This is a genomic window from Pseudoalteromonas rubra (assembly GCF_000967655.1).
Lineage (GTDB): Bacteria > Pseudomonadota > Gammaproteobacteria > Enterobacterales > Alteromonadaceae > Pseudoalteromonas > Pseudoalteromonas rubra_A.
In genome coordinates this window covers 158,709-180,658 of the sequence record NZ_JXYA01000026.1, presented here as the reverse complement: position 1 = coordinate 180,658, position 21,950 = coordinate 158,709, and the positions used below count along the sequence as shown (strand labels likewise).

Genomic DNA, 21,950 nt, shown 5'->3' with positions numbered 1-21,950 from the left:
AAGTTACTGTGATAGCGCGATTAGCGCGCGTTAGTACTTTCGAAAATCTTGTCGGCAGATGCTGCAACAAAACCTGTGTAGATTTCGCCATCTGGCTTGTTATAGCGCAGCGCAAACTCGTAGAAACAGCTTGGAATGCTGAACTCGCCATCGCTGAATGCCACAGCCTGATGGTCTGCCAGTGTTGATGATTGCTCAAGCAGCACTTCCGGTGAACCTTTGATTTCACCACCAGAGGCGTTCAGTTCAAATCCGGCGTCTTTCAGTGCCTGGTTAACGGCTTCGATGGTTTCAAAGTTACCCAGGTGGTTGATGCTCACTGTGAAGTGGTTAGCACGGTAGCCCCATGCTGCCATCCAGGCTGCGTATTCAGACTCGGCCAGCAACTGCTTGTAGGTTTCGTGGCTGACTTGCCAGTGCGTACCTGAGTACAGGAAGTTTTCCGCAGTAACGGCGCTCTCGTCGATTTGCTCAACCAGCTCGTTAACGATAGCTTGCAGTTCAGGTGAGCACTTTTCTACCAACAGCTCAGAAATGAACACTTTTGGTTTGGTCGGATCGCTGTGCTCAAAGTGCTTGGCATAGAGTTTTTTGGCTTCGAAGTGGTATTCACCGCACTCTGTATAGCCAACCGCTTTGAAATGCGCTGCCAGTTTTTCCAGGCCAATTTTTTCGTGGTTAAAGGTGCGCAGTGCAATATGATCGTTGATCACATCATCCTGTTGCGTAGAACCAAGTAGTTCGTGGACTTTAACAGCTGAAGGAGTAACTTCTAGGTAGTTATTCCATAGTTTTTCAAATAAGCTATCTACATTGTTGTGCATAATGACAATCCTTAAAATGGCGGCCCAGCCGCGTTAAATGTTACGACTAAGCACGACGCAAACTTTTAATTCGATTTTTACCAGGCGCTTAAGCATTGTTGCTCAAAGCACCAGAGTTAATATGTTTGTTACAGGATAAACCCGCTTATCTCATCGCCTTCTGATACTTGTAGTGCCGAGGCGATGTCTGCCGTCACTTTGAAAGCGGCGGTTTTACCACACCAGTTAACCTGAGTGTCAAAGGTGGCTCTGAAATTCGCTAAACCACAGTTAGAGACGGACCAGGTTTGCGCTTCGGTCAGGTTTAATTCTTCGGGCTTGACGATGCGCACAGCGCCACGCTTGGTTTCACGGACCGTTTTGATATTCTGCAGTCTCGACTCAACAGTCGGGCCTGCATCAAACAAGTCCACATAACCACGGTGTTCAAAGCCTTCTTTTTCCAGCAGACGCAGCGCAGGCTTGGTTTTTTCATGCACCTGGCCTATCACGGCTTGTGCTTTTTTGCTCAGTAAGTTGGCGTAAATTGGGTATTTAGGCATCAGCTCACTGATAAATACCTTATCGCCCAGGCCAACTAGGTGATCTGCCTGAGGAAACTCAATACTGAAGAAATGTTCCTGCAACCACTGCCAGAAAGGGGAGTGTCCGTCTTCGTCACTCACGCCGCGCATCTCCGCGATAACTGTGTCACTAAAGCGATCTGCGTGCAGCGCCATAAAGTTAAAGCGCGAACGCGACAGGAAGCGGCCTGCCAGTCCCTTACGGAAGGGCTCTCTGAGAAATAACGTACAGATCTCGGATGCGCCGGTGTAGTCATTACACATGCTCAGAATGTCGACCGTATTGTATACATTCAGAGTGCGAGAATGGTGTACTGTTTTGCCCAGATGATAGTGATATAAAGGGGTCTGCATACCAACCGCTGCTTCAATCGCGGTGGTGCCTAAAATTTCGCCGCTGTCGCTGTCTTCCAGTACAAATAAGTAGCCTTCATCTTTTGGCTGCGCAACGGTTTTTGCAAAGCTTTGCTCTGAGCGCGCAATTTTACTGCTCAGCAAGTCATCATCTACCGGCAATGAGGTAAACCCATGGCCCGATTCGATGGCGATGGTTTTGAGCGCCGCAAAGTCTTTTTCTGAAATGGGTCTGAGTACTTGCATAGTTTTAACAGGGCGCTTGCGCGCCCCTCACGATTAACCGTTAACTACGTCTGCTACAGCCAGCTCAAAGCGAGCCAGACCGGCCTGGATATCTTCGTCAGGAATAACCAGAGAAGGGGTGAAGCGGACAACATTGGTACCTGCAACCAGGGCCATCAGGCCATGTTTACCACTAGCTACCAGGAAGTCACGAGCGCGACCGTTAAATTGGTCGTTTAACACGGCGCCCAGCAGTAACCCTTTACCACGTACTTCACTAAATACGTTGTACTTTTCGTTAATGGCAGCCAGTCCGTCGCGGAACAATTGCTCTTTGCGCTTTACATCAGCCAGCAGTTGCGCGTCGTTAACAGTATCAAACGCAGCTTCGGCGACAGCACACGCTAGCGGGTTACCGCCGTAAGTAGAGCCATGAGTACCAATTTTAAGATGCTTAGCAATCTCTTTGGTTGTCAGCATTGCACCAATTGGGAAACCACCACCCAGCGCTTTTGCGGTCGTCAGGATATCCGGAGTCACGTTTAGACCCTGGTAAGCATAAAGGTCACCAGTACGACCAACACCTGTTTGCACTTCGTCAAAGATCAGTAATGCGTTGTGCTTGTCACACAGCTCTCGCACGCCCTGAATAAATTCGTTTGTTGGAGGAATGATACCGCCTTCGCCCTGAAGGGGTTCCATCATCACTGCACAAGTCTTGTCGGAGATAAGCTTGGCAAAGGTTTCCAGGTCGTTGTAATCAACGTGCGTTACGTCCTGAGGCTTAGGACCGAACCCATCTGAGTAAGCTGCCTGACCACCTACAGTCACAGTGAAAAAGGTTCGACCGTGGAAGCCTTTGTTGAAGGCAATGATCTGGGTCTTTTCTTCTGAATAGTTATCAATGGCCCAGCGACGTGCCAGCTTGAGTGCTGCTTCGTTTGCTTCTGCGCCTGAGTTTGCAAAGTAAACTTGTTCGCCAAAGGTCGCATCTGTGAGTTTTTTTGCCAGGCGAAGGGCCGGCTCGTTGGTCATTACGTTAGACAGGTGCCAGATTTTCTCACCTTGCTCTTTCAGCGCGTTAACCAGGGCTGGGTGACAATGACCCAGACAGTTTACGGCAATACCGCCAGCGAAGTCGATGTACTCGTCGCCTTTTTGGTCCCAAACACGTGAGCCCTTGCCTTTAACCGGGATCACTTCTGACGGATTGTAGTTTGGTACCATTACCTCATTAAACAACTCGCGATTCACTTGCATGACGACTTCCTCTTAAAAATCTTTACAACTTAGGGACAGATCCGGCTATTGATTGCAATAGACGGTGTCGCTTTCCCCGCTTTTTGTCATTATTACGCGTTGCGTTGTCAATTTGCAGTGCAAAAATAAATAAAATGATTAAAATAACAGTCAAAATGACGATTTAAGTTTTCACAATGATCCATTCACAAGACGAACGTTTACTTTCTGAGCTGAGGAAAAATGCCCGCGCCAGCATCTCTGAATTGGCCAGAACCCTGGATATGTCCAGAACTACGGTCCAAAGTCGGTTGCAAAAACTCGAACAAAACGGGGTGATCCAGGGGTATAGTGTTGAGTTGGGCCGGCAGTATCAGGAATCTCAGGTTGCAGCGCATGTTTCCATCAAGGTTCGGCAGAAGCTGACCGCACAAACCAATAATGCACTGAAGCAGATCAACAACATTTCAGCTTTGTATGCGATTAGTGGTGAATATGACATGATCGCAGAAGTAGAGGCGCAAAGCCTTGAGCAGCTCAGTCAGCTGCTCGATGATATTGGCAACCTGGAAGGGGTTGAGCGGACCACATCCTCGGTAATTTTAGAAACTAAGTTCAAACGCTGAACAGAGCGGGGTTGCTTAGTTGGACGACTCAGGTAGCCATACGCTGGTGCCGGTGGACGCGATATGGTTCATATTGCTTTTAAGTACTTTGTTGCCAACCCGGCTGGAGGTTTCCGGACGACTCACCAGATATCCCTGAACACACCGTATCCCCATCTGTTTAACTAATTCAAACTGATCGACCTGCTCAACCCCTTCGGCAACAATTTTGAGGTCGAGTTGTGTGCCCAGCTCACTGATGGAGTTAAGGATCTTATAGTATTTGGGGTTGTCTTTAGCCTGTGAAATAAACAGCTTGTCGATTTTAATCACATCGATGGGCAAATCGGCGAGGGTGCTGAGCGAGCTAAACCCGGTGCCAAAATCGTCAATGGCGATGGTGACCCCCGCTGAGCGACAACGCTCAAGCTGTGCAATGATTTCATTACTGGCGGTGATAAGCGTTGATTCCGTGATCTCCAGCATCAGTGAAGTCGGGGGTAAGCCGGTTTTTTCTAATGCCGCCATCACCCAGTCAAAAATTGCACGGTGCTTGAGCTGGATCCCGGATACATTCACCGAGATGCGCACGCGCTTCATACCTGCATTGTGCCAGGCGGACATTTGTCGACAGGACTCCAGCAAGATCCAGTCCCCAAGGTCCAGGATCAGGTTCGACTCTTCCGCAATGGGAATAAACTCAGACGGGGGGATCAGGCCCTCAATTGGGTGATGCCAGCGTGCCAGTGCTTCAAAGTAGTCAATAGAGCAATCTTCAACGTGCACTATGGGCTGAAATGATAAGTGGAAGTTTTGCGAGGCAATGGCCAGGCGTAGCTCTTCTAATAGGTAATGGTAGCGTCTGATTTTATTGCCCATTTCGGGGGAGTAAACGCGAAAGATCCCACGACCATCTGTTTTAGCACGGTACATAGCAACGTCTGACATTTGCAGCAGTGCATTGGGTGTGGCGGCGCTGTCGGGATAGACAGCAATACCGATACTGGCACTGATCTTAACCAGTTTATTGCCGAGCACAAAGTCACGTTCAATCTCACCAAGTATGGTCTGAGCGACTTCGGTACAAAACCCGGTATCTTTAAGGTCGGGAATAAAAATAGAAAACTCATCTCCGCCAAGTCGCGAGAGGTTTTGATCAAGCCCATGTACGGCATGCAGCGCCTGCAATTGATACTGTCGCACTACCTGACATAAACGCTCTGCAACCTGGATCAATATCTCATCGCCAAAACTATGTCCGAACGAGTCATTTACTTGCTTAAAACCATCAAGGTCAATAAACAGCAAGCCGCATTTGCTTTGCTGTTGTTCTGCCATTGCAAGCTCATTGCTGATGTGCTCAATATAGGCATGACGGTCTATCAGTTTCGTGAGTTTATCCTGAAAGACATGGCTGTCGGTGTTGATCTTAATGCGTTGAATATTGCTTGCGATGGCGTGCACAGCATGGCTGATCTGGGCAACAGTGCCGCCAATCGGCAATGCTTTATAATCAATTTCCAGGCCACTAATAATATCTTTGAGGTCCCTGTCAATGTCGGTCAGTGCTTTTGAGCGGGTATGTTGTAGCCTTAACTCACGCAGCCTGGTGAGTGTCAGTATTAGCATCACCATAACCAGTAACAGCAAGACTGGCGAAGAAAACACGCGAGTCATGACATGTTTAACAGAGGCGGAGGTGGCTTCAGTTTGGCTGCGTCGCAGCAGCACATGAGTGTCTTCGTTAACCTGCAAAAAACGTTGATCCGCCAGCAAGAAAGCGTACCAGGGAATATATTCCGATTGGGCGCTGATGGGCTGTGTATGTAGCGGTATGGTGGTGCGACCAGTTTGCAGATCAACCACCTGTTTTGTAAACAGCAAGCTAACGACTATGCAAATCACGACAAAACAGACAATACAGGTTGCTATATTTTTAAAAACACTTTGCATGATTGAGCGTATCCACCTACCTAAAGAAAATCGTCCCTGCCAGGAGCAGTAAGTATACTATAAATAAGCCCTAAGTATGACATGTTTTACACCTAATTCGGGGTGCCATCAATCGCAGCTCAGTGCCTCTGAATATTGTAATTAATTAATACCGCTTTGCTGTGTTTGAGATCAAGTATCAATTAAATTCACTTTACACGAGAATAGTTCTCACCTAACTTTTTAACAAGTTTTGGCGCGTTTATTGCCCGTATACTAATATACAGGCAGTTGTGCCAGCTTTCTAAGTGAAAATCACCACATTAGTGCAAGGCTGGACTGTCATTGCACTGTAATGAAGCGTACACACTGTACGTAGACAATGAGCAATTATGCTTTGTAGTTTCACAGCATCCGTAAGTCTAGCTGTAACGGGCACGGCACTGTGGCAAGGATAAACAACCTAGCGGTTTTTTGGAGCCCACAATGTTAACTAAGCGTTTTTTCAAAACAAAAAACGAAGCGGAAGTCACGTTTGAAATCATTCATCCTGAAGCGATAACAGTCGAGCTGGTGGCAGAGTTCAACGATTGGCAGCCTCTAACGATGAAATTCAATAAGAAAGACAAACGATTTAAGCTCAAGCACCGCTTACCCACGGGTCACGAATACCACTTTAGATACTTAATCGATGGAGAGCACTGGGATAACGACGACCAGGCCGATGGCTATGTGCCAAATGGCTTTGGTACACAAAACAGCGTCGTTGATACTCACAAGCAGGCCTGATAACAATGCAGGGACTGGAACAGCTGTTCTACTTGCATGGCATAGGCTTTGATTACACCAAATATAATGGTGAGCACGTCTACTTTGACCATGCAACTCGGGTCGACGCATTGCGCTGCTGTGGCGTTAATACTGACGATGAATCCCATATTGCCGAGCTAAACTTTTTGCTGGATGTTGAACCCTGGCTTGAGGTTGTCGATGAGGTCGTACTTGCCGAGGCCGAAACCGGGTGTTTTTCTTTAAAAGTACCGCAAACCGCTCGTCATTCGTCGGTGGTAATTCAAATACCAGAACTCGCTTTGAGCACCTGCATTGCGCTTTCTCAGGCCGAGGTGTGTGGTGATTATCATTACAATGGACAGATTTATCTGGACCTGAAAGTCAGCGTAGGAGCGCTACCAGCTGGGTATTTTAACGCCCAAATCGAAGGGGTGTTTGGCACTAAAACGACTGAACTATGGTCAGTACCAAAACGTTGTTATGCCATAGAGCAAGACGATGTTAAGCGCACAGGCTTATCACTCCAGCTTTATACATTACGCAGCGAGCGCAACGCAGGTGTGGGAGACTTTCGCGATCTACATCAGGTGATCTCCAGCGCAGCAATCATGCATTGCGACTTCATTTTGCTTAATCCTTTGCACTTACTGTTTGAATCAGAGCCGGAGCGCGCAAGTCCATACAGCCCGTCACATCGTTGCCTGATTAATCCTTTATATATTGCATTAGATTGGGCAATCGACACATTACGAGAAGACTTTCAACTGAGCATAGATGAAATACTTGGCTCTGCACAAAACGAGTGTGTTCAAAACTACATTGATTACAGTGCGGTTGCGAAAACGAAATATGCCGTATTAACGCAATTGTTTGATAAATGCGAAGCTGTGCCGGCTGTGCGCCAAGCTCTGAGCGAGTTCAAGCACGACAAGGAGCAAACTCTGAGCCACAGTGAACTCACTGAGCGTGAGTGGTTTATGCAGTGGCTTGCACATCGTCAGCTCGGAGCTTGTCAGTTACATGCCCGGCAAGAGGGGATGGCCATAGGACTTATCAACGATCTGGCCGTTGGCTGCGCACAAGAAGGCGATGAGTTTACGCATAATGAAGCCTTATTTGCCAAAGGCGCAAACGTCGGCGCCCCGCCAGACCCCTGGGCTGAAGCCGGTCAGAATTGGGGGTTGCCAGCGCTGAATCCAATTAAAATCAAACAGCACAACTACGCGTATTTTCGCTCACTGGTGCGCAGCAACATGGCATCATTTGGTGCGCTGCGTATTGATCATGTGATGGCAATACGACGTTTATGGTGGTGTTTTGAATCGCAGGGTAAGCAGGACGGGTGCTACATCTATTATCCCTTTGAACATTTACTGGCGATTTTAAAGATCGAATCTCATCTGAACCGGGCCATGGTGATAGGTGAAGATCTTGGCATAGTGCCGCCGGAAGTCTCTGCTGCTATGAGTGATGCCAATCTCTACGGCAACATTTTAATGTATTTTGCCAAAGATCACCTGGGTCAGTTTAAACCAGTCGAGCAGTATCGTGCAGATACCTTACTAATGGTTGCTAACCATGATGTGGCACCGTTTAGCGCTTGGTGGTGCCATACTGACATTAGTCTCAAACAAGATTACCAACTGTGCAGTGAACATGAAGCAAAAGAGATGATCAAAGCGCGCGAAGATGATAAGGCCAGGTTGCTTATCTGGCTGGGGCTAGGTGGTGCGCATGATGCACATCAGCTCAGTGATGCAAACAATATTTACGCTGCCATAGTTAAAAAGCTTGCGGCAAGTCCGAGTAAATTGCTGGCAATCCAGTTGGATGATCTGGAGCAACAGCAGTTACCAGTGAATATTCCCGGTACAGATCGTGAGTACCCCAACTGGCGCCGTCGACTGGCAATCCCGGCTGAGCAGACTTTAGAACAAAACAGTCATTTAATGAAAGAGATAAAAAGGATCAGAGAGCAGGCATGAATTCAGCAAGTAAATCGCCCATTATTACCCATGACTACGCAGCACAAATTTCGGCCCTGGATAGCGGGTGTTTTCGTGATCCCTTCTCTTTTCTTGGTCTGCATAACAGCGCAGAAGGCTCTGTTATTCGTGTATACATGCCCGGCGCACTGACAGTATCAGTCAATGTTGACCACCAAACCAGCGCCATGCAGCGAATTGGTGATTCAGCTTTGTTTGAGCTGGCGTTCAGCACTAAGGTGTCCTCAGGGTACCATTTGACGATTGAATTTCCCGATACTGTCATTACTACACGCGATGTCTATGACTTTAGTAGTGCGCTGGACGAGTCTGCGATGTACTTGTTCAATGAAGGATCGCTTGAGCATGGTTACTTGCATTTTGGGGCTCGTCCGCTGACTCACCAGGATTGCGAAGGCACGCAGTTTTGCGTCTGGGCACCGAATGCGCGCAGTGTCTCTGTGATTGGCGAGTTTAATCATTGGCAGCCGTGCCAGCACTTTATGCGTTTTCATCCCGCCAGCGGTGTGTGGGATTTGTTTGTGCCGCATCTCAAGGCTGAGCAAGGCTACAAGTACGCCATCGTCGGTGTGGATGGTGAGGTGACTGAGCGTGCCGACCCTTATGCGGTTAAGATGCAGCAAGCCCCCGGTACCGCCAGTGTGATCCAGCCGGCTCAACAGAGCATGCCGCTGAGTGATGCCGAGCAGACACGGCGTCGTCAGCGCAATGCGATTGATGCGCCCATTGCCATTTATGAAGTGCATTTGGGCTCGTGGAAGCGCCGGGATGATGAGGATAACCGCTATCTGACTTATCGTGAGCTGGCAGATGATTTATTACCTTATGTTAAGGCGCTGGGTTTTTCTCATGTGCAGCTGATGCCGATCAGCGAGTATCCCTTTGATGGTTCGTGGGGATATCAGCCTGTGGGGCTTTTTGCGCCGACCAGCCGTTTTGGCTCTTTGGAGGACTTTCGCTATTTCGTAGCTCAGTGTGCAGAGTTAGACTTGGGCATTTTGATTGACTGGGTACCGGGTCACTTTCCGTCAGATCCCCATGGCTTGCATCGCTTTGACGGTACGCACCTGTATGAGCACGCGGACAGTCGCCAGGGCTATCACCCCGACTGGAACACATATATTTATAACTACGAGCGCCCGGAAGTAAAAAGTTACCTGCTCTCCAATGCCAACTACTGGCTTGACGTGTTTAAACTGGATGGCTTAAGAGTCGATGCGGTTGCCTCTATGCTGTATCTAGATTACTCGCGCAATGATGGTGAATGGATCCCCAACCAGTTTGGCGGCAGAGAAAACCTTGGCGCGATAGACTGTATCAGAGCAGTTAATACCCGCAGCTATGGTCGCCATCCGCACATTATGATGGTCGCAGAAGAGTCTACAGCCTGGCCAGGAGTGACTCAGGCGGTGGATCATAATGGATTAGGATTTGGCTATAAGTGGAACATGGGCTGGATGAATGACAGCCTGAGTTACATGCAAAGAGATCCCATTCACAGAAAGTATCATCATCATGAGATGACCTTTTCTATGGCCTATGCTTACTCAGAAAATTATATTTTGCCCCTGAGCCACGATGAAGTCGTGCATGGCAAGGGCGCGCTGCTGAGTAAAATGCCAGGTGACGACTGGCAACAGTTTGCCAACCTGCGCGCTTACTATGGTTTTATGTACGCACATCCGGGCAAGAAGCTGCTGTTTATGGGCAGTGAGCTTGCGCCACGTTCTGAGTGGGATCATAACCGGGGGTTGGACTGGTCTTTGCTTGAGTCGCCGCCACATATGGGGGTTTATCAGACAATCAAGACGCTCAATCACCTCTACCGTGATACACCGGCTTTGTATGAGCTCGATAACTCACCATGTGGTTTTCAGTGGATTGATTGTCACAACGGCGAGCAGTCGGTGTTGAGTTTTGCCCGCTTCGGCAAATCCAGCAATGACTTGCTGGTGGTCGTTAGCCATTTTACCCCAGAGGTTCTGCACAGCTATCGTATTGGGGTACCCCGTGGTGGTATTTATCGCGTGGTGTTTAACTCCGACGACAGCAATTTGTATGGCAGTGGTACAACGCCGGTTGCACACCAACAGCAAATGGTCCAGAGCAAGGCCATCGCCAGCCATGGTTTCGAGCACAGCATTGAAATCACCATCGGGCCATTGAGTACCATCTATTTGCAATATATGAGTGCAGACGCCTGATGTTAACATCACACCGGGGTCAACCTTCACCACTGGGCAGCTCACTGCATGATCAGGGAGTTAACTTTGCTGTCTATGCCCCAGGGGCAAAGGAAGTGCAGCTGTGCCTGTTCGATCAAAGTGGCCATAGTGAAATAGCCAAAATCACTATGTATCGCCATGAGGGTGGACTGTGGTCTGTGTTTGTCTCGCCTCTGCGCGCTGGTGCTTTGTACGGATTTCGCGCCGCAGGCCGGTATGCGCCCGAAAAGGGCCAGTTATTCAATCATAATAAGTTGCTGTTAGACCCTTATTGCAAGGATTTTCATGGTGAATTTACCTGGAGTGAACGGCATTTTTGCCATTTACCAGTAGGTACACTCAACTCAAGTGACAATGCCGTCGATATGCCCAAATCTTGCGTTACGGATATTGCCCGATATGAAGGTGCCAGGCCGGACATACCTTGGTCAAAAACCTTAGTCTATGAGTGCCACGTCCGAGGAGCCACGAAACAATGTGAGTTTGTGCCTAAGCCCCTGCGTGGCAAGTTTCTGGGTCTGAGTCACAGCAACTTTATAGCACACCTGGCCAGTTTAGGTGTGACAACCATTGAGTTATTGCCTTGTCATACCTTTATTTCAGAGCAGTTTCTGACAACCAAGGGGTTGAAAAACTACTGGGGTTATAACTCTTTGAGTTTTTTTGTACCGCACAAAGACTTTCTGGTCGACGGGAATATTAGCGAGTTTCAGCAAATGGTTCGCGAGCTTCATCGCGCCGGGATTGAGGTGATCCTGGACGTTGTCTACAACCACACTGCGGAAGGGGGCCTCGATGGACCCACTTTGTCGCTCAAAGGGCTCAATAATACGGGTTATTATCGTATGGTGGGTGAGCAAGCCCAATACATAAACGACACTGGTTGTGGCAACACCCTCAATATTGACGACCCCTATACCCTGAAACTGGTGATGGACAGCCTGAGGTACTGGGTCGAATTTATGGGCGTCGATGGCTTTAGATTTGACCTGGCAACCATACTGGCTCGCACTGAGCATGGCTTTAATTCGCAGCACAGCTTCTTACAGGCAATGGCACAAGACCCCGTACTTAGCAAGGTTAAGCTAATTGCTGAGCCCTGGGATGTGGGTCCCGGTGGGTATCAGTTGGGCGGATTCCCTTCTCCCTGGCGGGAGTGGAATGACAAATACCGGGATACGGTAAGACGCTTTTGGCGTGGCGACGCCGGTACTTTGTCTGAGCTTGCGAAACGCGTTCATGGCTCTCATGAATTATTTGAACATAATCAACGCGGGCCGCTCAACTCGGTCAACTTTCTCACCAGCCATGATGGCTTTACGCTTGCTGATTGGGTGAGCTATGAGCAAAAACACAACTTTGCCAATGGTGAAGACAATCGTGATGGCCACAGCGAAAACATTTCATTCAACTGTGGTGTAGAAGGTCAAACTGAGCATCAACACATACTGGCATTAAGGCACCAAATTCAAAAAAGTGCGCTCATTACATTAATGATGTCTAAAGGGGTGCCTATGTTAGCCGCGGGTACGGAAATCGCGCACTCGCAGCAGGGCAATAATAATGCGTATTGTCAGGACAATCAGATCAATTGGCTGACCTGGCCTCAGAGTATCTCTGAGCGTTGCAGCCAAAACCGAAGCGCAAAAGGCGGCTGGGGCAGCGACGAAGCAAGTACCTTGTGCGCCTTAATTGCACGGCTTCAGGAAATACGCTGCCAGTACGCGATATTTCATCACCCGTTTTATATTCACACTCAGGATGAGCGGTTCAATATCAGCTGGTTTAACAAAGACGCACACCCAATGACTGAAGGGGACTGGCACGACAGCCACAATAAAACCCTGATCTATATGTTGACCGACACGCTAAGAAAGCAAAATTTGCTGGTGATTTTACATGCTGGCAGTGACGATGTGGCTGTGAAATTACCTGTGATAGCGGGGATTGTCTGGAGGCTAACACTTAGCTCTGCGCCCCCCACAGAAACCATTGAAGAAGGCCACCAGACCCAATCTCTGAGTGCGCATAGCGCCTGGGTATATCAATCTCATAATGAGGATCTTAAGAATGACTAAGAAAACGTCAAATGTGTGTGTTGTAAAGCATTGGCAGGAAGCCCCAAAACTGGATGAAAGCACGCTGGCTGATGATTTAATGCGGCATTTTTACTACACCCTGGGGCGCGACAAGGTTGGAGATTCTAAACATTATTTGTTCCAGGCACTGGCGTTGACGGTCCGGGATCGTCTAGTTGCAAGGTGTAGGGCAACCAATCAGTATCTGGCTGACAACCAATGTAAACGGGCGGCCTATTTATCCCTTGAGTTCTTAATGGGCAGGGCTTTGGGCAACGCGGTACTGAGCCTGGATCTGGAAAAGCAAACCCGAGAAGCGCTCAAAGAGTATTGCACTGAGTTTGAATACGTCGAGCAGGCTGAACATGATGCGGGCCTCGGTAATGGTGGTTTGGGTCGTCTGGCAGCCTGTTTTTTGGATAGCTGTGCAACACTCGGATTGCCTGTTATTGGCTATGGGATCCGCTATGAATACGGCATGTTCAATCAGTCGCTGGATCAGGGCTTTCAGGTCGAGCAGCCAGATAACTGGTTACGTGAAGGACACCCCTGGGAAATGCCGGCACCAGAGCAAGCCAGAGTGATCAAGTTTTTTGGTCAGGTTGAGGCGCATCAGGACAAACAGGGTCGTACTCATCGTATGTGGGTGAGTACGCAGGATGTGCTGGCGGTACCTTATGATGTGCCTATTCCAGGGTATCGAAATGGCGTTGTGAATACACTCAGATTGTGGAAGTCAGAGGCGACGGACGAGTTTAATTTGAAGGAGTTCAACGCCGGTAGTTATTCCGAAGCCGTTGCGAAGAAAAACCTGGCCGAGCAAATCACTATGGTCTTGTACCCCAATGACAGCAGTGAAAATGGTAAAGAGCTAAGACTCAGACAGCAGTATTTTCTGTCCAGTGCCAGCTTGCAGGACATACTACATCAGTGGGTTGAGCAGCATGGCTCGGACTTTAGTGGTTTTGCTGACTTGCATGTTTTTCAGCTCAACGATACGCACCCAAGCATAGCAGTCGCTGAACTGATGAGGCTGCTGGTGGACGAGCATGAGCTTGAGTGGGAGCAGGCCTGGACTATTACGACCTCTACTATGGCATACACCAACCATACTTTGCTGCCTGAGGCACTAGAAAAATGGTCTGTGTCTTTGTTTGCCCGTCTGCTGCCGAGATTATTAGAAGTCATCTACGAAATTAATGCGCGCTTTTTGTCGGAGGTGGCACTGATGTGGCCCGGAGATATGGAAAAGCAACGTGCGCTGTCTTTGATAGAAGAAGGCGACCATCCGCAGATCCGCATGGCTTATCTGGCAATTGTAGGGAGCTTTTCGGTCAATGGTGTGGCGGCGCTGCACACTGAGTTACTTAAATCGGGGCTGTTCCATGATTTTTACCAGCTCTGGCCTGCCAAATTTAACAACAAAACCAATGGCGTTACCCCCAGACGCTGGCTAGCTTATTGTAACCCTTCTCTGGCGCAGTTAATTACCAGCAAAATTGGCGAGACTTGGCAAGCGGATTATGCCGAAATCAAGGCGCTGCGGCGTTATTATGATGACAGAGCTTTTCAGAGCCAGTGGCAAGCAGTCAAGCAGGGTAATAAAGAAAAGCTCGCAAAACTGGTGCAGGCACGCTGTGATGTGGAGTTCGACCCCAGCATGATGTTTGATGTTCAGGTCAAGCGCATCCACGAATACAAACGCCAGCTGCTTAACATCCTGCATGTGATTTCATTGTACGACCGTATTCGTCGTGGTGAGACCCAGGGCATGGTACCACGCTGCGTCTTGTTCGGCGGCAAGGCGGCCCCCGGCTATGCCATGGCCAAGCTGGTCATCAAGCTGATTAATAACGTGGCGAACGTAGTCAACAAAGATGCCCAGGCCAGAGCGCTTTTGAGAGTCGCATTCTTCCCAAACTACAATGTCACCGCGATGGAAACCATCTGCGCCGCAACCGATCTGTCTCAACAAATCTCGACAGCAGGTAAAGAAGCCTCAGGTACGGGTAACATGAAGTTCATGATGAATGGGGCACTGACCATAGGTACGCTGGATGGCGCTAACATTGAGATTAGAGAGCAGGTGGGGGCGGATAACTTTTTCCTGTTTGGTGCCACCGCGCAACAAGCCGACGAAGTACGTCAGTACTATGATCCTAATGCCATTATTCAATCCAGCCAGGCACTAAGCAATACCATGGCGCTGCTGGAAAGTGGCCACTTTAATTTATTTGAACCCGGAATTTTCAACGACATCATTGCCGCCATTCGTAGCCCTCACGATCCCTGGTTGGTTGCACACGACTTCGACAGTTATCTCGAAGCGCAACAACGTGCCGCAGAAACCTATCAGGATCAGTCCCAGTGGTTGCGTATGAGCATACTTAACACGGCCGCTAGTGGCAGTTTTTCTAGCGATCGCACTATTCAACAATATTGTGACGATATTTGGCGCTTAACCCCAATGCAGTAGATCGTAGATAGACTTTTTAATGGAGATAATGAATGCCCAGTTATGCAAACCGATATATTAGTAACCTGACCAGAGAAACCTATGCACTGATCCTGGCGGGTGGTCGTGGTAGCAGGCTGCATGAGCTGACCGACTGGAGAGCAAAGCCCGCGGTATATTTTGGAGGCAAACACAGAATAATAGACTTTCCGTTATCAAATTGTATTAACTCGGGTATTCGCCGGGTTGGCATAGCAACACAGTACAAGTCACACTCTTTGATCCGCCATGTTAATCGCGCCTGGGGTCACTTTAAGAAAGAGCTGGGAGAATCGGTCGAAATTTTGCCGGCCTCTCAGCGCTATGGAGATGAGTGGTACTGCGGTACCGCAGATGCGGTATTCCAGAACATGGATATCATTCGTCACGAGTTACCTAAGTACGTCATGATCTTGTCCGGTGACCATGTCTACCGAATGGACTACGGTGCGCTGTTGGCTAAGCATGTCGAAACCGGTGCGGATATGACGGTATGTTGTATTGAAGTGCCCTGTGAGGATGCGGCAAATACCTTCGGGGTTATGACCGTTGATGAAAACAAGCGGGTGCGTCGCTTTGATGAAAAGCCAGCAGCACCGAGCGAAATCCCAGGTAAACCGGGGGTATGCCTGGCGTCAATGGGGAACTATGTTTTCAATACCGAGTTTCTATTTGAACAGTTGAAGGAAGACGCCGAGCGCGAAGGGTCTGGTCGCGACTTTGGCCATGATATCATCCCGGCTATTATTGAAGAGCATAATGTATTTGCATTTCCGTTTCGTGATCCCAGCCATCCGGGCCAGCCTTATTGGCGGGACGTTGGTACCATAGATTCATTCTGGGAAGCGAATATGGAGCTGGTGTCGCCTCAGCCTCAGCTTGATTTGTACGATCCGAGCTGGCCAATCTGGACCTATCAGGAGCAATTGCCGCCAGCAAAATTCATTTTTGACGACGACGAGCGTCGCGGCATGGCGGTCGACTCTACCGTCTCTGGTGGGTGTATTATTTCAGGCTCCAGAGTACGTAAATCTCTCTTATTTTCAAATGTTCACGTGCATTCGTACTGTGAAATTGATGGGGCAGTTGTGCTGCCTGGTGTGGTGATAGAGCGTCATTGTCGGATCCGAAATGCGATTATTGATCGTAGCTGTCATATTCCTGAAGGAATGGAAATAGGCTATGACCAGGCGAAGGATAAAAGAAACGGTTTCAGAGTCTCTAAAAACGGCATAGTGCTGGTGACCCGTGATATGCTAGCTGCATTAGAAAAGCAACAGCAGCTGTTGGCGGGTCAAAACCAGGAAACGGCGTAAAGGGACAAACATGCATGTAGTTATGGTGGCAGCGGAAAACGACCGTCTGCCAAGTTGTAAAGTCGGTGGTGTTGCGGATGTGATCCGCGACATTCCTTATGCACTGGCAGAGCAGCAGGTCCGCTGCTCTGTGATTGTGCCAGATTATGGTCAGTACGCGCTGAACCGCGAATTTGTTGCAGACATTGCGGTGCCATTTAAGCAGCACTTAGAAACAGCAACTTTATGGCGGGTGGCCAGCGACTCAGGTGTTGAACAATATGTGGTCTCTCACTCATTGTTCTCGCACCACGGTGGGGCTATTTATTGTAATGATGGCGACCAGCCGTTTGCGACAGATGCGAATAAGTTTGCACTGTTTTGCGCTGCGGTGAGTGAGCTGTTAGAACATCATATGATAGGGCCGGTTGATATACTGCATTTGCACGACTGGCATGCGGCTGTGGTGGCGGTACTGAAAACCTTCAGCCCCCGGTTTGTGAATCTAAAGCAAATTAAAACCGTCTATACGGTACATAATCTGGCCTTACAGGGGATCCGCCCGTTTAAACATGATGACTCCAGTCTGGAATCCTGGTTTCCTACTTTGAGCTATGACGGCAGCCGGATCTGCGACCACATCTACCCACATTGCTTCAATCCAATGCGCGCAGCAATCAACCTGGTCGATAAAGTACATCTGGTATCGCCCACCTATTGCGAAGAAGTACAGCACAGTAGCGACCATGAAAGCGGCTTTTTTGGCGGTGAAGGGCTCGAAAACGATATGCAGGCAGCTGCCAGGTCAGGCAGGCTGGCAGGGATCCTCAATGGCTGCATCTATCCGGGCCATGAAGAATCACAAGCGCTTACCTTAAGCGAATATTGTGATTTGGCTGAGCAATCGTTATTTGTCTGGATGTCTAACGGGGGAGCGCTGAAGCCGGCTCATTATATTGCCCATCAAAGGGTCATTCAGTGGCGTCAGCAATCGACGTTTCGCCGTCCACTGGTGACCAGTGTCGGGCGTTTGACGGATCAAAAAGCCCTGCTACTGAGACAGCCAAAAGATGGTCAGCTCATTTTAGATAGTGTAGCGGCCTTAGTTAATGAGTACGGCGGGGTGCTGGTTATTTTGGGCTCTGGTGATCCACATCTTGAGTATCTGTTTACTCAGGTTATGGCAAGAAACGATAATGTCTTGTATTTACAAGGGTATGGACAGGCATTGGGCGATCATTTGTATGATCTTGGTGATTTGTTCCTGATGCCCAGCTCGTTTGAGCCTTGTGGTATTAGTCAGATGCTGGCAATGCGTGCGGGCCAACCTTGTCTGGCCCATCAGGTTGGTGGACTTAAAGATACCATTGACCACGAGCGCACCGGGTTTTTGTTTGCTGGCAGGACGCTGGAGGAACAAGCGCAGCAGCTGCTGGAGAGTTTACGCCAGGCGCTCAATATTCACCGTAATGAGCCCCAAAGATATCTTGAAATTAAGGCCAATGCGGGAGCGCAGCGTTTCAGTTGGGATACCATTGCCAGCCAGTATATCGAAAAATTGTATGGGTAGGTGTTTGCCTGCTCGCTCAGCTATCGACTATTCTAATACATTAATGTTTTAGTTTGATGTTTTTTCTAATGAAATGTGGTTAAAATATTCCCCATTAAGACAAACTAATAAAACAAAAGTGCTATTAATTGAGCAGTAGATAGCTGGGAGCAGTGATTTGAAAGTGTTTGTGGCAAGGCAGGCCATCTTTAATCGGAAGAAACAGGTGGTTGCGTATGAATTGCTGTTTCGAGATGGTAAACAAAATTGCTTCCCCAACATTGCTGATGATGCCGCAACGGCGCGACTGATTATGGATAACCAGCTTAATCTGGGTACACGTTATCTGACATCGGGTAAAAAAGCCCTGATCAACATAGGCGAAGAATCGCTTAACCAGGAGCTTGCCCAGTTTTTGCCCAGCAGTGATGTGATCCTGGAGCTGCTGGAGACCATTCCCCCGACAAAAGACAATTACGAGCGGGTCAGGGCACTGTTCCATAATAATTATCGCCTGGCCCTGGACGATTTCACTTACTCGAAAGACTGGGAGCCGTTTCTTAAGCTGGTGCGCCTGATCAAGTTTGATTTAGTCGAGAGCCCGCTGGAGACAATCGCGCCACTGGTGGAGCAGCTAAAAAAGCGCAAAAACCTTAAGTTATTGGCCGAAAAAGTAGAAACAGAAGACGAGTTCATCGAAGCGAAAAAAATGGGGTTTACCTTTTTCCAGGGGTATTTTTTCGCCAAGCCAACTATGATCTCGCAGCAGGACATTGAAATAAACTACGCCATTGTCATGCTAATTTATGCTGAAGTTTTGAAGCCACACATGAATCTGGGGCGGATCTCTGAATTGTTTGCACAGGACACCGCGCTTGCTTACAAGCTACTGCGGCTGATCAATTCCGGTGTTTTCCCTATTAAGAGTCGTATCGAATCCCTTAAGCAGGCGCTGGTCTATCTGGGTAATGAGCGCGTACTAAAGTTCGTTAATCTGATCATGACAGCCCATGTTGCCACCAATAAGCCCACGGAGCTGACCCGCCTCAGTATTGTTCGCTCGCGGTTTTGTGAGTTAATTGCGCAGCAAATTGCCCCTGGGGTTGCCAGCATGAGCTTTTTGGTCGGGCTGTTTTCTTTGCTCGACGCCATCCTCGATAAACCGATGGAGCTGCTGGTTGGTCGACTGCCTTTCCCTGAGATTATCCATGATGCACTGTTGGGTAAGTCCAATACCTTGTATTACATTTTGAATGTGGTCAGGGCTTATGAAAGCGGCAGCTGGTGGGCACTGCAAGAAGCCTGTGCCTTGCTGAACATGGAGGATGACAATCTGCCCGAGTTTCACGCCTCTGCGGTAACCTGGGCTGATATGTACCGTGAACACGTATATTGATGGTAAGAAACCCGTATATAGACAGCGTCAGGGGCTTTGCATTACTCGGCCTGACCCTGACGAATCTGTTTTTTATGGCCAACTTTGCCTACGGTTATGTGCCCCCGGTTAATCAGGATTGGCTTGAATCTGGCTTATCGCTTGTGACCACTGTGTTTGCCGATGGCCGTTTTCGTACCTTGTTTTGCCTGGTGTTTGGTGCTGCGCTGGTAATGCAATACCAGCAGTGGCAAAAGGGCGATGACGCGCTCTTTATGATAAAATCCCGACTGTGTATTTTGGCTGTGTTTGGCGTACTGCACGGATATTTACTGTGGCCCGGAGACATTTTGCTCAATTATGCCTTGTCCGGGTTATTGGCATTGATGTGGCTCAACGCCAAACACAGGTTACTGACAGCAGCCTTACTGACTTTGCTACCCGTGGGTTTGCTGGTGGTACTTAGCCTGCTTGTTCGTGAGCCGAATATTGACCGTGCCAGCGCCGAGTATGCCACTTTGATTACGTCGATGCCGGTTAATTATGCCGAGCTGCTGAGCCAAAATGTCAGCCACTTTAACATGATGATCTTGCTTATCCCACTCGCGACTTTGTGGAATACCTTAGGGTTGATGTTATTTGGTATGGAGCTCTATGAGCGAGGCTGGTTCAGCGGACAACGCGCTCTGCCGGCAAAATGGGTGTGGATACTGTGGTGTGCGAGTGCGTCTGTGTCGCTGCTGCTGTGGCTCAATCGTGATACAACCACAGGTCAGGTGTTGGAAACCATTAACTGGTTGGCGGCTCTCCCTATGGCGCTGGGTTATCTAATGCTGTTGCAGGCTATTACTGCCAATCTGCCTAGGGTTAGCAAAATACTGGCCATCGTTGGGCGCTATTCTTTGTCGCTCTATTTACTTCAGTCTTTGATTGGTATTGGGGTGTTTCATTTTGTTTTTCCTGCTGCCCGTGTCTTATTCACGCGCCCGGAGTATTTTGTGTTTTTTCTGGCTTTGACCCTGGTTCAGGTGATCTTAGCTATACTGCTTAACAGGGCTAAAAAAACCGGCCCTGCCGAGTTTATATTGAAACGTTGCGTGCGGCATCTTAGCCGTGTGTGACATAACGAAAGGCTGTGTATCGTGAAGTTGTTGCAGTGTGTTTTGCTAACCTGTCTGTTGTGTTTTGCCCCTCTGAGCTGGGCAAAGGCCGATTTTTCAGTACTTTTGGTTAATCCGTCTGTGTCAGGCGAGCCGTTTTGGCAGAAGGTTGAGTCCATTGCCAAAGCTGCCAGTAAACAGCTCAATGTTAAGCTCGATGTGATTTATGGTGACGGTAGTCGCTACATCCAGCTGGCAGAGCTGCAAAAATATTTGGAATATCGCGCAACTCCGGATTATGTGGTGTTAATGCTCTATCCGGGCAATGCCGAGCAACACCTGGATCTGCTGGAAAAGTACGGGATCCAGTATCTGACCTTAGAGCAAACCATTAGCGGCCCGGAGCAGTCTGAGATTGGCAGACCCGCACAGAGATACAAAAACTGGCTGGGTGAAATTTATTTTGACAATTTTCGGGCCGGTGCCGATCTGGCACAGGCGTTAACAGAGTCATTACGCGCGAACAATCCTGGGGCCAAACCCCAGTCGATAGCAATCAATGGTCACTATGGCAGCGAGTCTGATGCGCGCAACCAGGGGGCGCAATCGTATTTTGGTAGTCAGGGGGTTGCCCTGCAACAGTCTATTTATGCCAGCTGGTCCAAAACACAAGCGATGGAGAAAACCCAGCGACTGCTGAAACGATATCCGGATACTAATATCATCTGGAGTGCGTCAGACCTTATGGCCATGGGTGCACTCAGTGCGGTAAAACAGCGTGCCGCAAAGGAGCAGGCCTTTGTTGCGATAGGGGGCTTCGACTGGTTGAGTGACACGCTCCGGCTCATAGAGCAAGGCGAGTTACAGGCGTCTGTTGGTGGACATTTTATTATGGGCGGCCTGGCTATTTTGTCTTTGTATGACAGGTTTCACGGTCATTCCTACTGGCAGACTCACCAGTCTATTACGTATCCACTGGAGGTTATCAGCCAGCAAAATGTGCATCGCTACATCTGGCTGGCCGACAAAACTGACTGGACAGGGGTGGACTTTAGCCAATTCAGCCTGCTAAAAAACAAACAGGCGCAATACCTGGTGTCACCAGCATTTTTAGCCAAAGACAATCCCTAGGTTAACCCCACAGACTGGGCGCTGCGAGAATCAGGCGCTCTTAAGCCCCACAGGCGACGATGAAACATTTCTACTGGCGCAGAAAGTTTGTTACCATGCGCCCCCTGTAACTTGCCTGATAGATAAGCACACCGCACTTAAGCCAGAGTGCCGGGGATCGGGC

At 48.9% G+C, this 21,950-nt stretch carries 15 protein-coding genes; 11 read left to right on the top strand and 4 right to left on the bottom strand.

What is annotated here, in order from left to right; genetic code table 11:
* Nucleotides 1-20 precede the first annotated feature (20 nt).
* The 3 genes from TW77_RS12285 to TW77_RS12275 form a co-directional block, all read right to left on the bottom strand.
* Entirely contained in the window at nucleotides 21-824 is an 804-nt protein-coding gene (locus TW77_RS12285) for a DUF1338 domain-containing protein (RefSeq protein ID WP_046005270.1), read from the bottom strand.
* Nucleotides 825-952: 128 nt separating this feature from the next.
* The gene (gene astA, locus TW77_RS12280; RefSeq protein ID WP_046005269.1) at nucleotides 953-1,987 is read right to left on the bottom strand and encodes an arginine N-succinyltransferase; all 1,035 of its coding nucleotides are present in this window, start codon (nucleotides 1,985-1,987) and stop codon (nucleotides 953-955) included.
* A 33-nt stretch (nucleotides 1,988-2,020) separates the two neighbouring features.
* On the bottom strand, nucleotides 2,021-3,226 hold the full coding sequence (locus TW77_RS12275; RefSeq protein ID WP_046005268.1) for an aspartate aminotransferase family protein: 1,206 nt from the start codon (nucleotides 3,224-3,226) through the stop codon (nucleotides 2,021-2,023).
* Nucleotides 3,227-3,402: 176 nt separating this feature from the next.
* Here TW77_RS12275 and TW77_RS12270 point away from each other — a divergent pair, with 176 nt between their 5' ends.
* Nucleotides 3,403-3,831: an Lrp/AsnC family transcriptional regulator gene (locus tag TW77_RS12270; protein ID WP_046005267.1), complete on the top strand. Its 429-nt coding sequence runs from the start codon at nucleotides 3,403-3,405 to the stop codon at nucleotides 3,829-3,831.
* A 15-nt stretch (nucleotides 3,832-3,846) separates the two neighbouring features.
* On the opposite strand, the gene TW77_RS12265 is transcribed toward TW77_RS12270, so the two are convergent.
* Nucleotides 3,847-5,763, bottom strand: a complete 1,917-nt coding sequence (locus tag TW77_RS12265) for a putative bifunctional diguanylate cyclase/phosphodiesterase (RefSeq protein ID WP_046005266.1) — start codon at nucleotides 5,761-5,763, stop codon at nucleotides 3,847-3,849.
* A gap of 465 nt (nucleotides 5,764-6,228) precedes the next feature.
* Between TW77_RS12265 and TW77_RS12260 the strand changes: the two genes are divergently transcribed.
* The 10 genes from TW77_RS12260 (at nucleotide 6,229) to TW77_RS12215 (ending at nucleotide 21,787) form a co-directional block, all read left to right on the top strand.
* On the top strand, nucleotides 6,229-6,531 hold the full coding sequence (locus tag TW77_RS12260; protein WP_046005265.1) for an isoamylase early set domain-containing protein: 303 nt from the start codon (nucleotides 6,229-6,231) through the stop codon (nucleotides 6,529-6,531).
* A gap of 5 nt (nucleotides 6,532-6,536) precedes the next feature.
* Nucleotides 6,537-8,519, top strand: coding sequence for a 4-alpha-glucanotransferase (malQ, locus tag TW77_RS12255; RefSeq protein ID WP_046005264.1), 1,983 nt, complete (start codon nucleotides 6,537-6,539; stop codon nucleotides 8,517-8,519).
* Nucleotides 8,516-10,744, top strand: coding sequence for a 1,4-alpha-glucan branching protein GlgB (gene glgB / locus TW77_RS12250; protein ID WP_046005263.1), 2,229 nt, complete (start codon nucleotides 8,516-8,518; stop codon nucleotides 10,742-10,744). The genes malQ and glgB overlap by 4 nt, the downstream gene beginning before the upstream one ends.
* Nucleotides 10,744-12,843, top strand: a complete 2,100-nt coding sequence (glgX, locus tag TW77_RS12245; protein WP_052713164.1) for a glycogen debranching protein GlgX — start codon at nucleotides 10,744-10,746, stop codon at nucleotides 12,841-12,843. The genes glgB and glgX overlap by 1 nt, the downstream gene beginning before the upstream one ends.
* Nucleotides 12,836-15,319 carry a glycogen/starch/alpha-glucan phosphorylase gene (locus TW77_RS12240; RefSeq protein ID WP_046005262.1) on the top strand — a complete coding sequence of 828 codons (2,484 nt, stop codon included), beginning with the start codon at nucleotides 12,836-12,838 and terminating at the stop codon, nucleotides 15,317-15,319. The genes glgX and TW77_RS12240 overlap by 8 nt, the downstream gene beginning before the upstream one ends.
* A 32-nt stretch (nucleotides 15,320-15,351) precedes the next feature.
* Nucleotides 15,352-16,653 carry a glucose-1-phosphate adenylyltransferase gene (gene glgC, locus TW77_RS12235; protein WP_046005261.1) on the top strand — a complete coding sequence of 434 codons (1,302 nt, stop codon included), beginning with the start codon at nucleotides 15,352-15,354 and terminating at the stop codon, nucleotides 16,651-16,653.
* Nucleotides 16,654-16,663: 10 nt separating this feature from the next.
* Nucleotides 16,664-18,202, top strand: a complete 1,539-nt coding sequence (locus tag TW77_RS12230) for a glycogen synthase (RefSeq protein WP_046005260.1) — start codon at nucleotides 16,664-16,666, stop codon at nucleotides 18,200-18,202.
* Between the two features lie 157 nt (nucleotides 18,203-18,359).
* Nucleotides 18,360-19,577: an EAL and HDOD domain-containing protein gene (locus tag TW77_RS12225; RefSeq protein WP_046005259.1), complete on the top strand. Its 1,218-nt coding sequence runs from the start codon at nucleotides 18,360-18,362 to the stop codon at nucleotides 19,575-19,577.
* Nucleotides 19,577-20,677 (top strand): DUF418 domain-containing protein, encoded by a 1,101-nt coding sequence (locus tag TW77_RS12220; RefSeq protein ID WP_052713163.1) that lies wholly within the window; start codon nucleotides 19,577-19,579, stop codon nucleotides 20,675-20,677. The genes TW77_RS12225 and TW77_RS12220 overlap by 1 nt, the downstream gene beginning before the upstream one ends.
* 21 nt (nucleotides 20,678-20,698) lie before the next feature.
* Nucleotides 20,699-21,787, top strand: a complete 1,089-nt coding sequence (locus TW77_RS12215) for an ABC transporter substrate-binding protein (RefSeq protein ID WP_156158658.1) — start codon at nucleotides 20,699-20,701, stop codon at nucleotides 21,785-21,787.
* The last annotated feature ends 163 nt before the right edge of the window (nucleotides 21,788-21,950 follow it).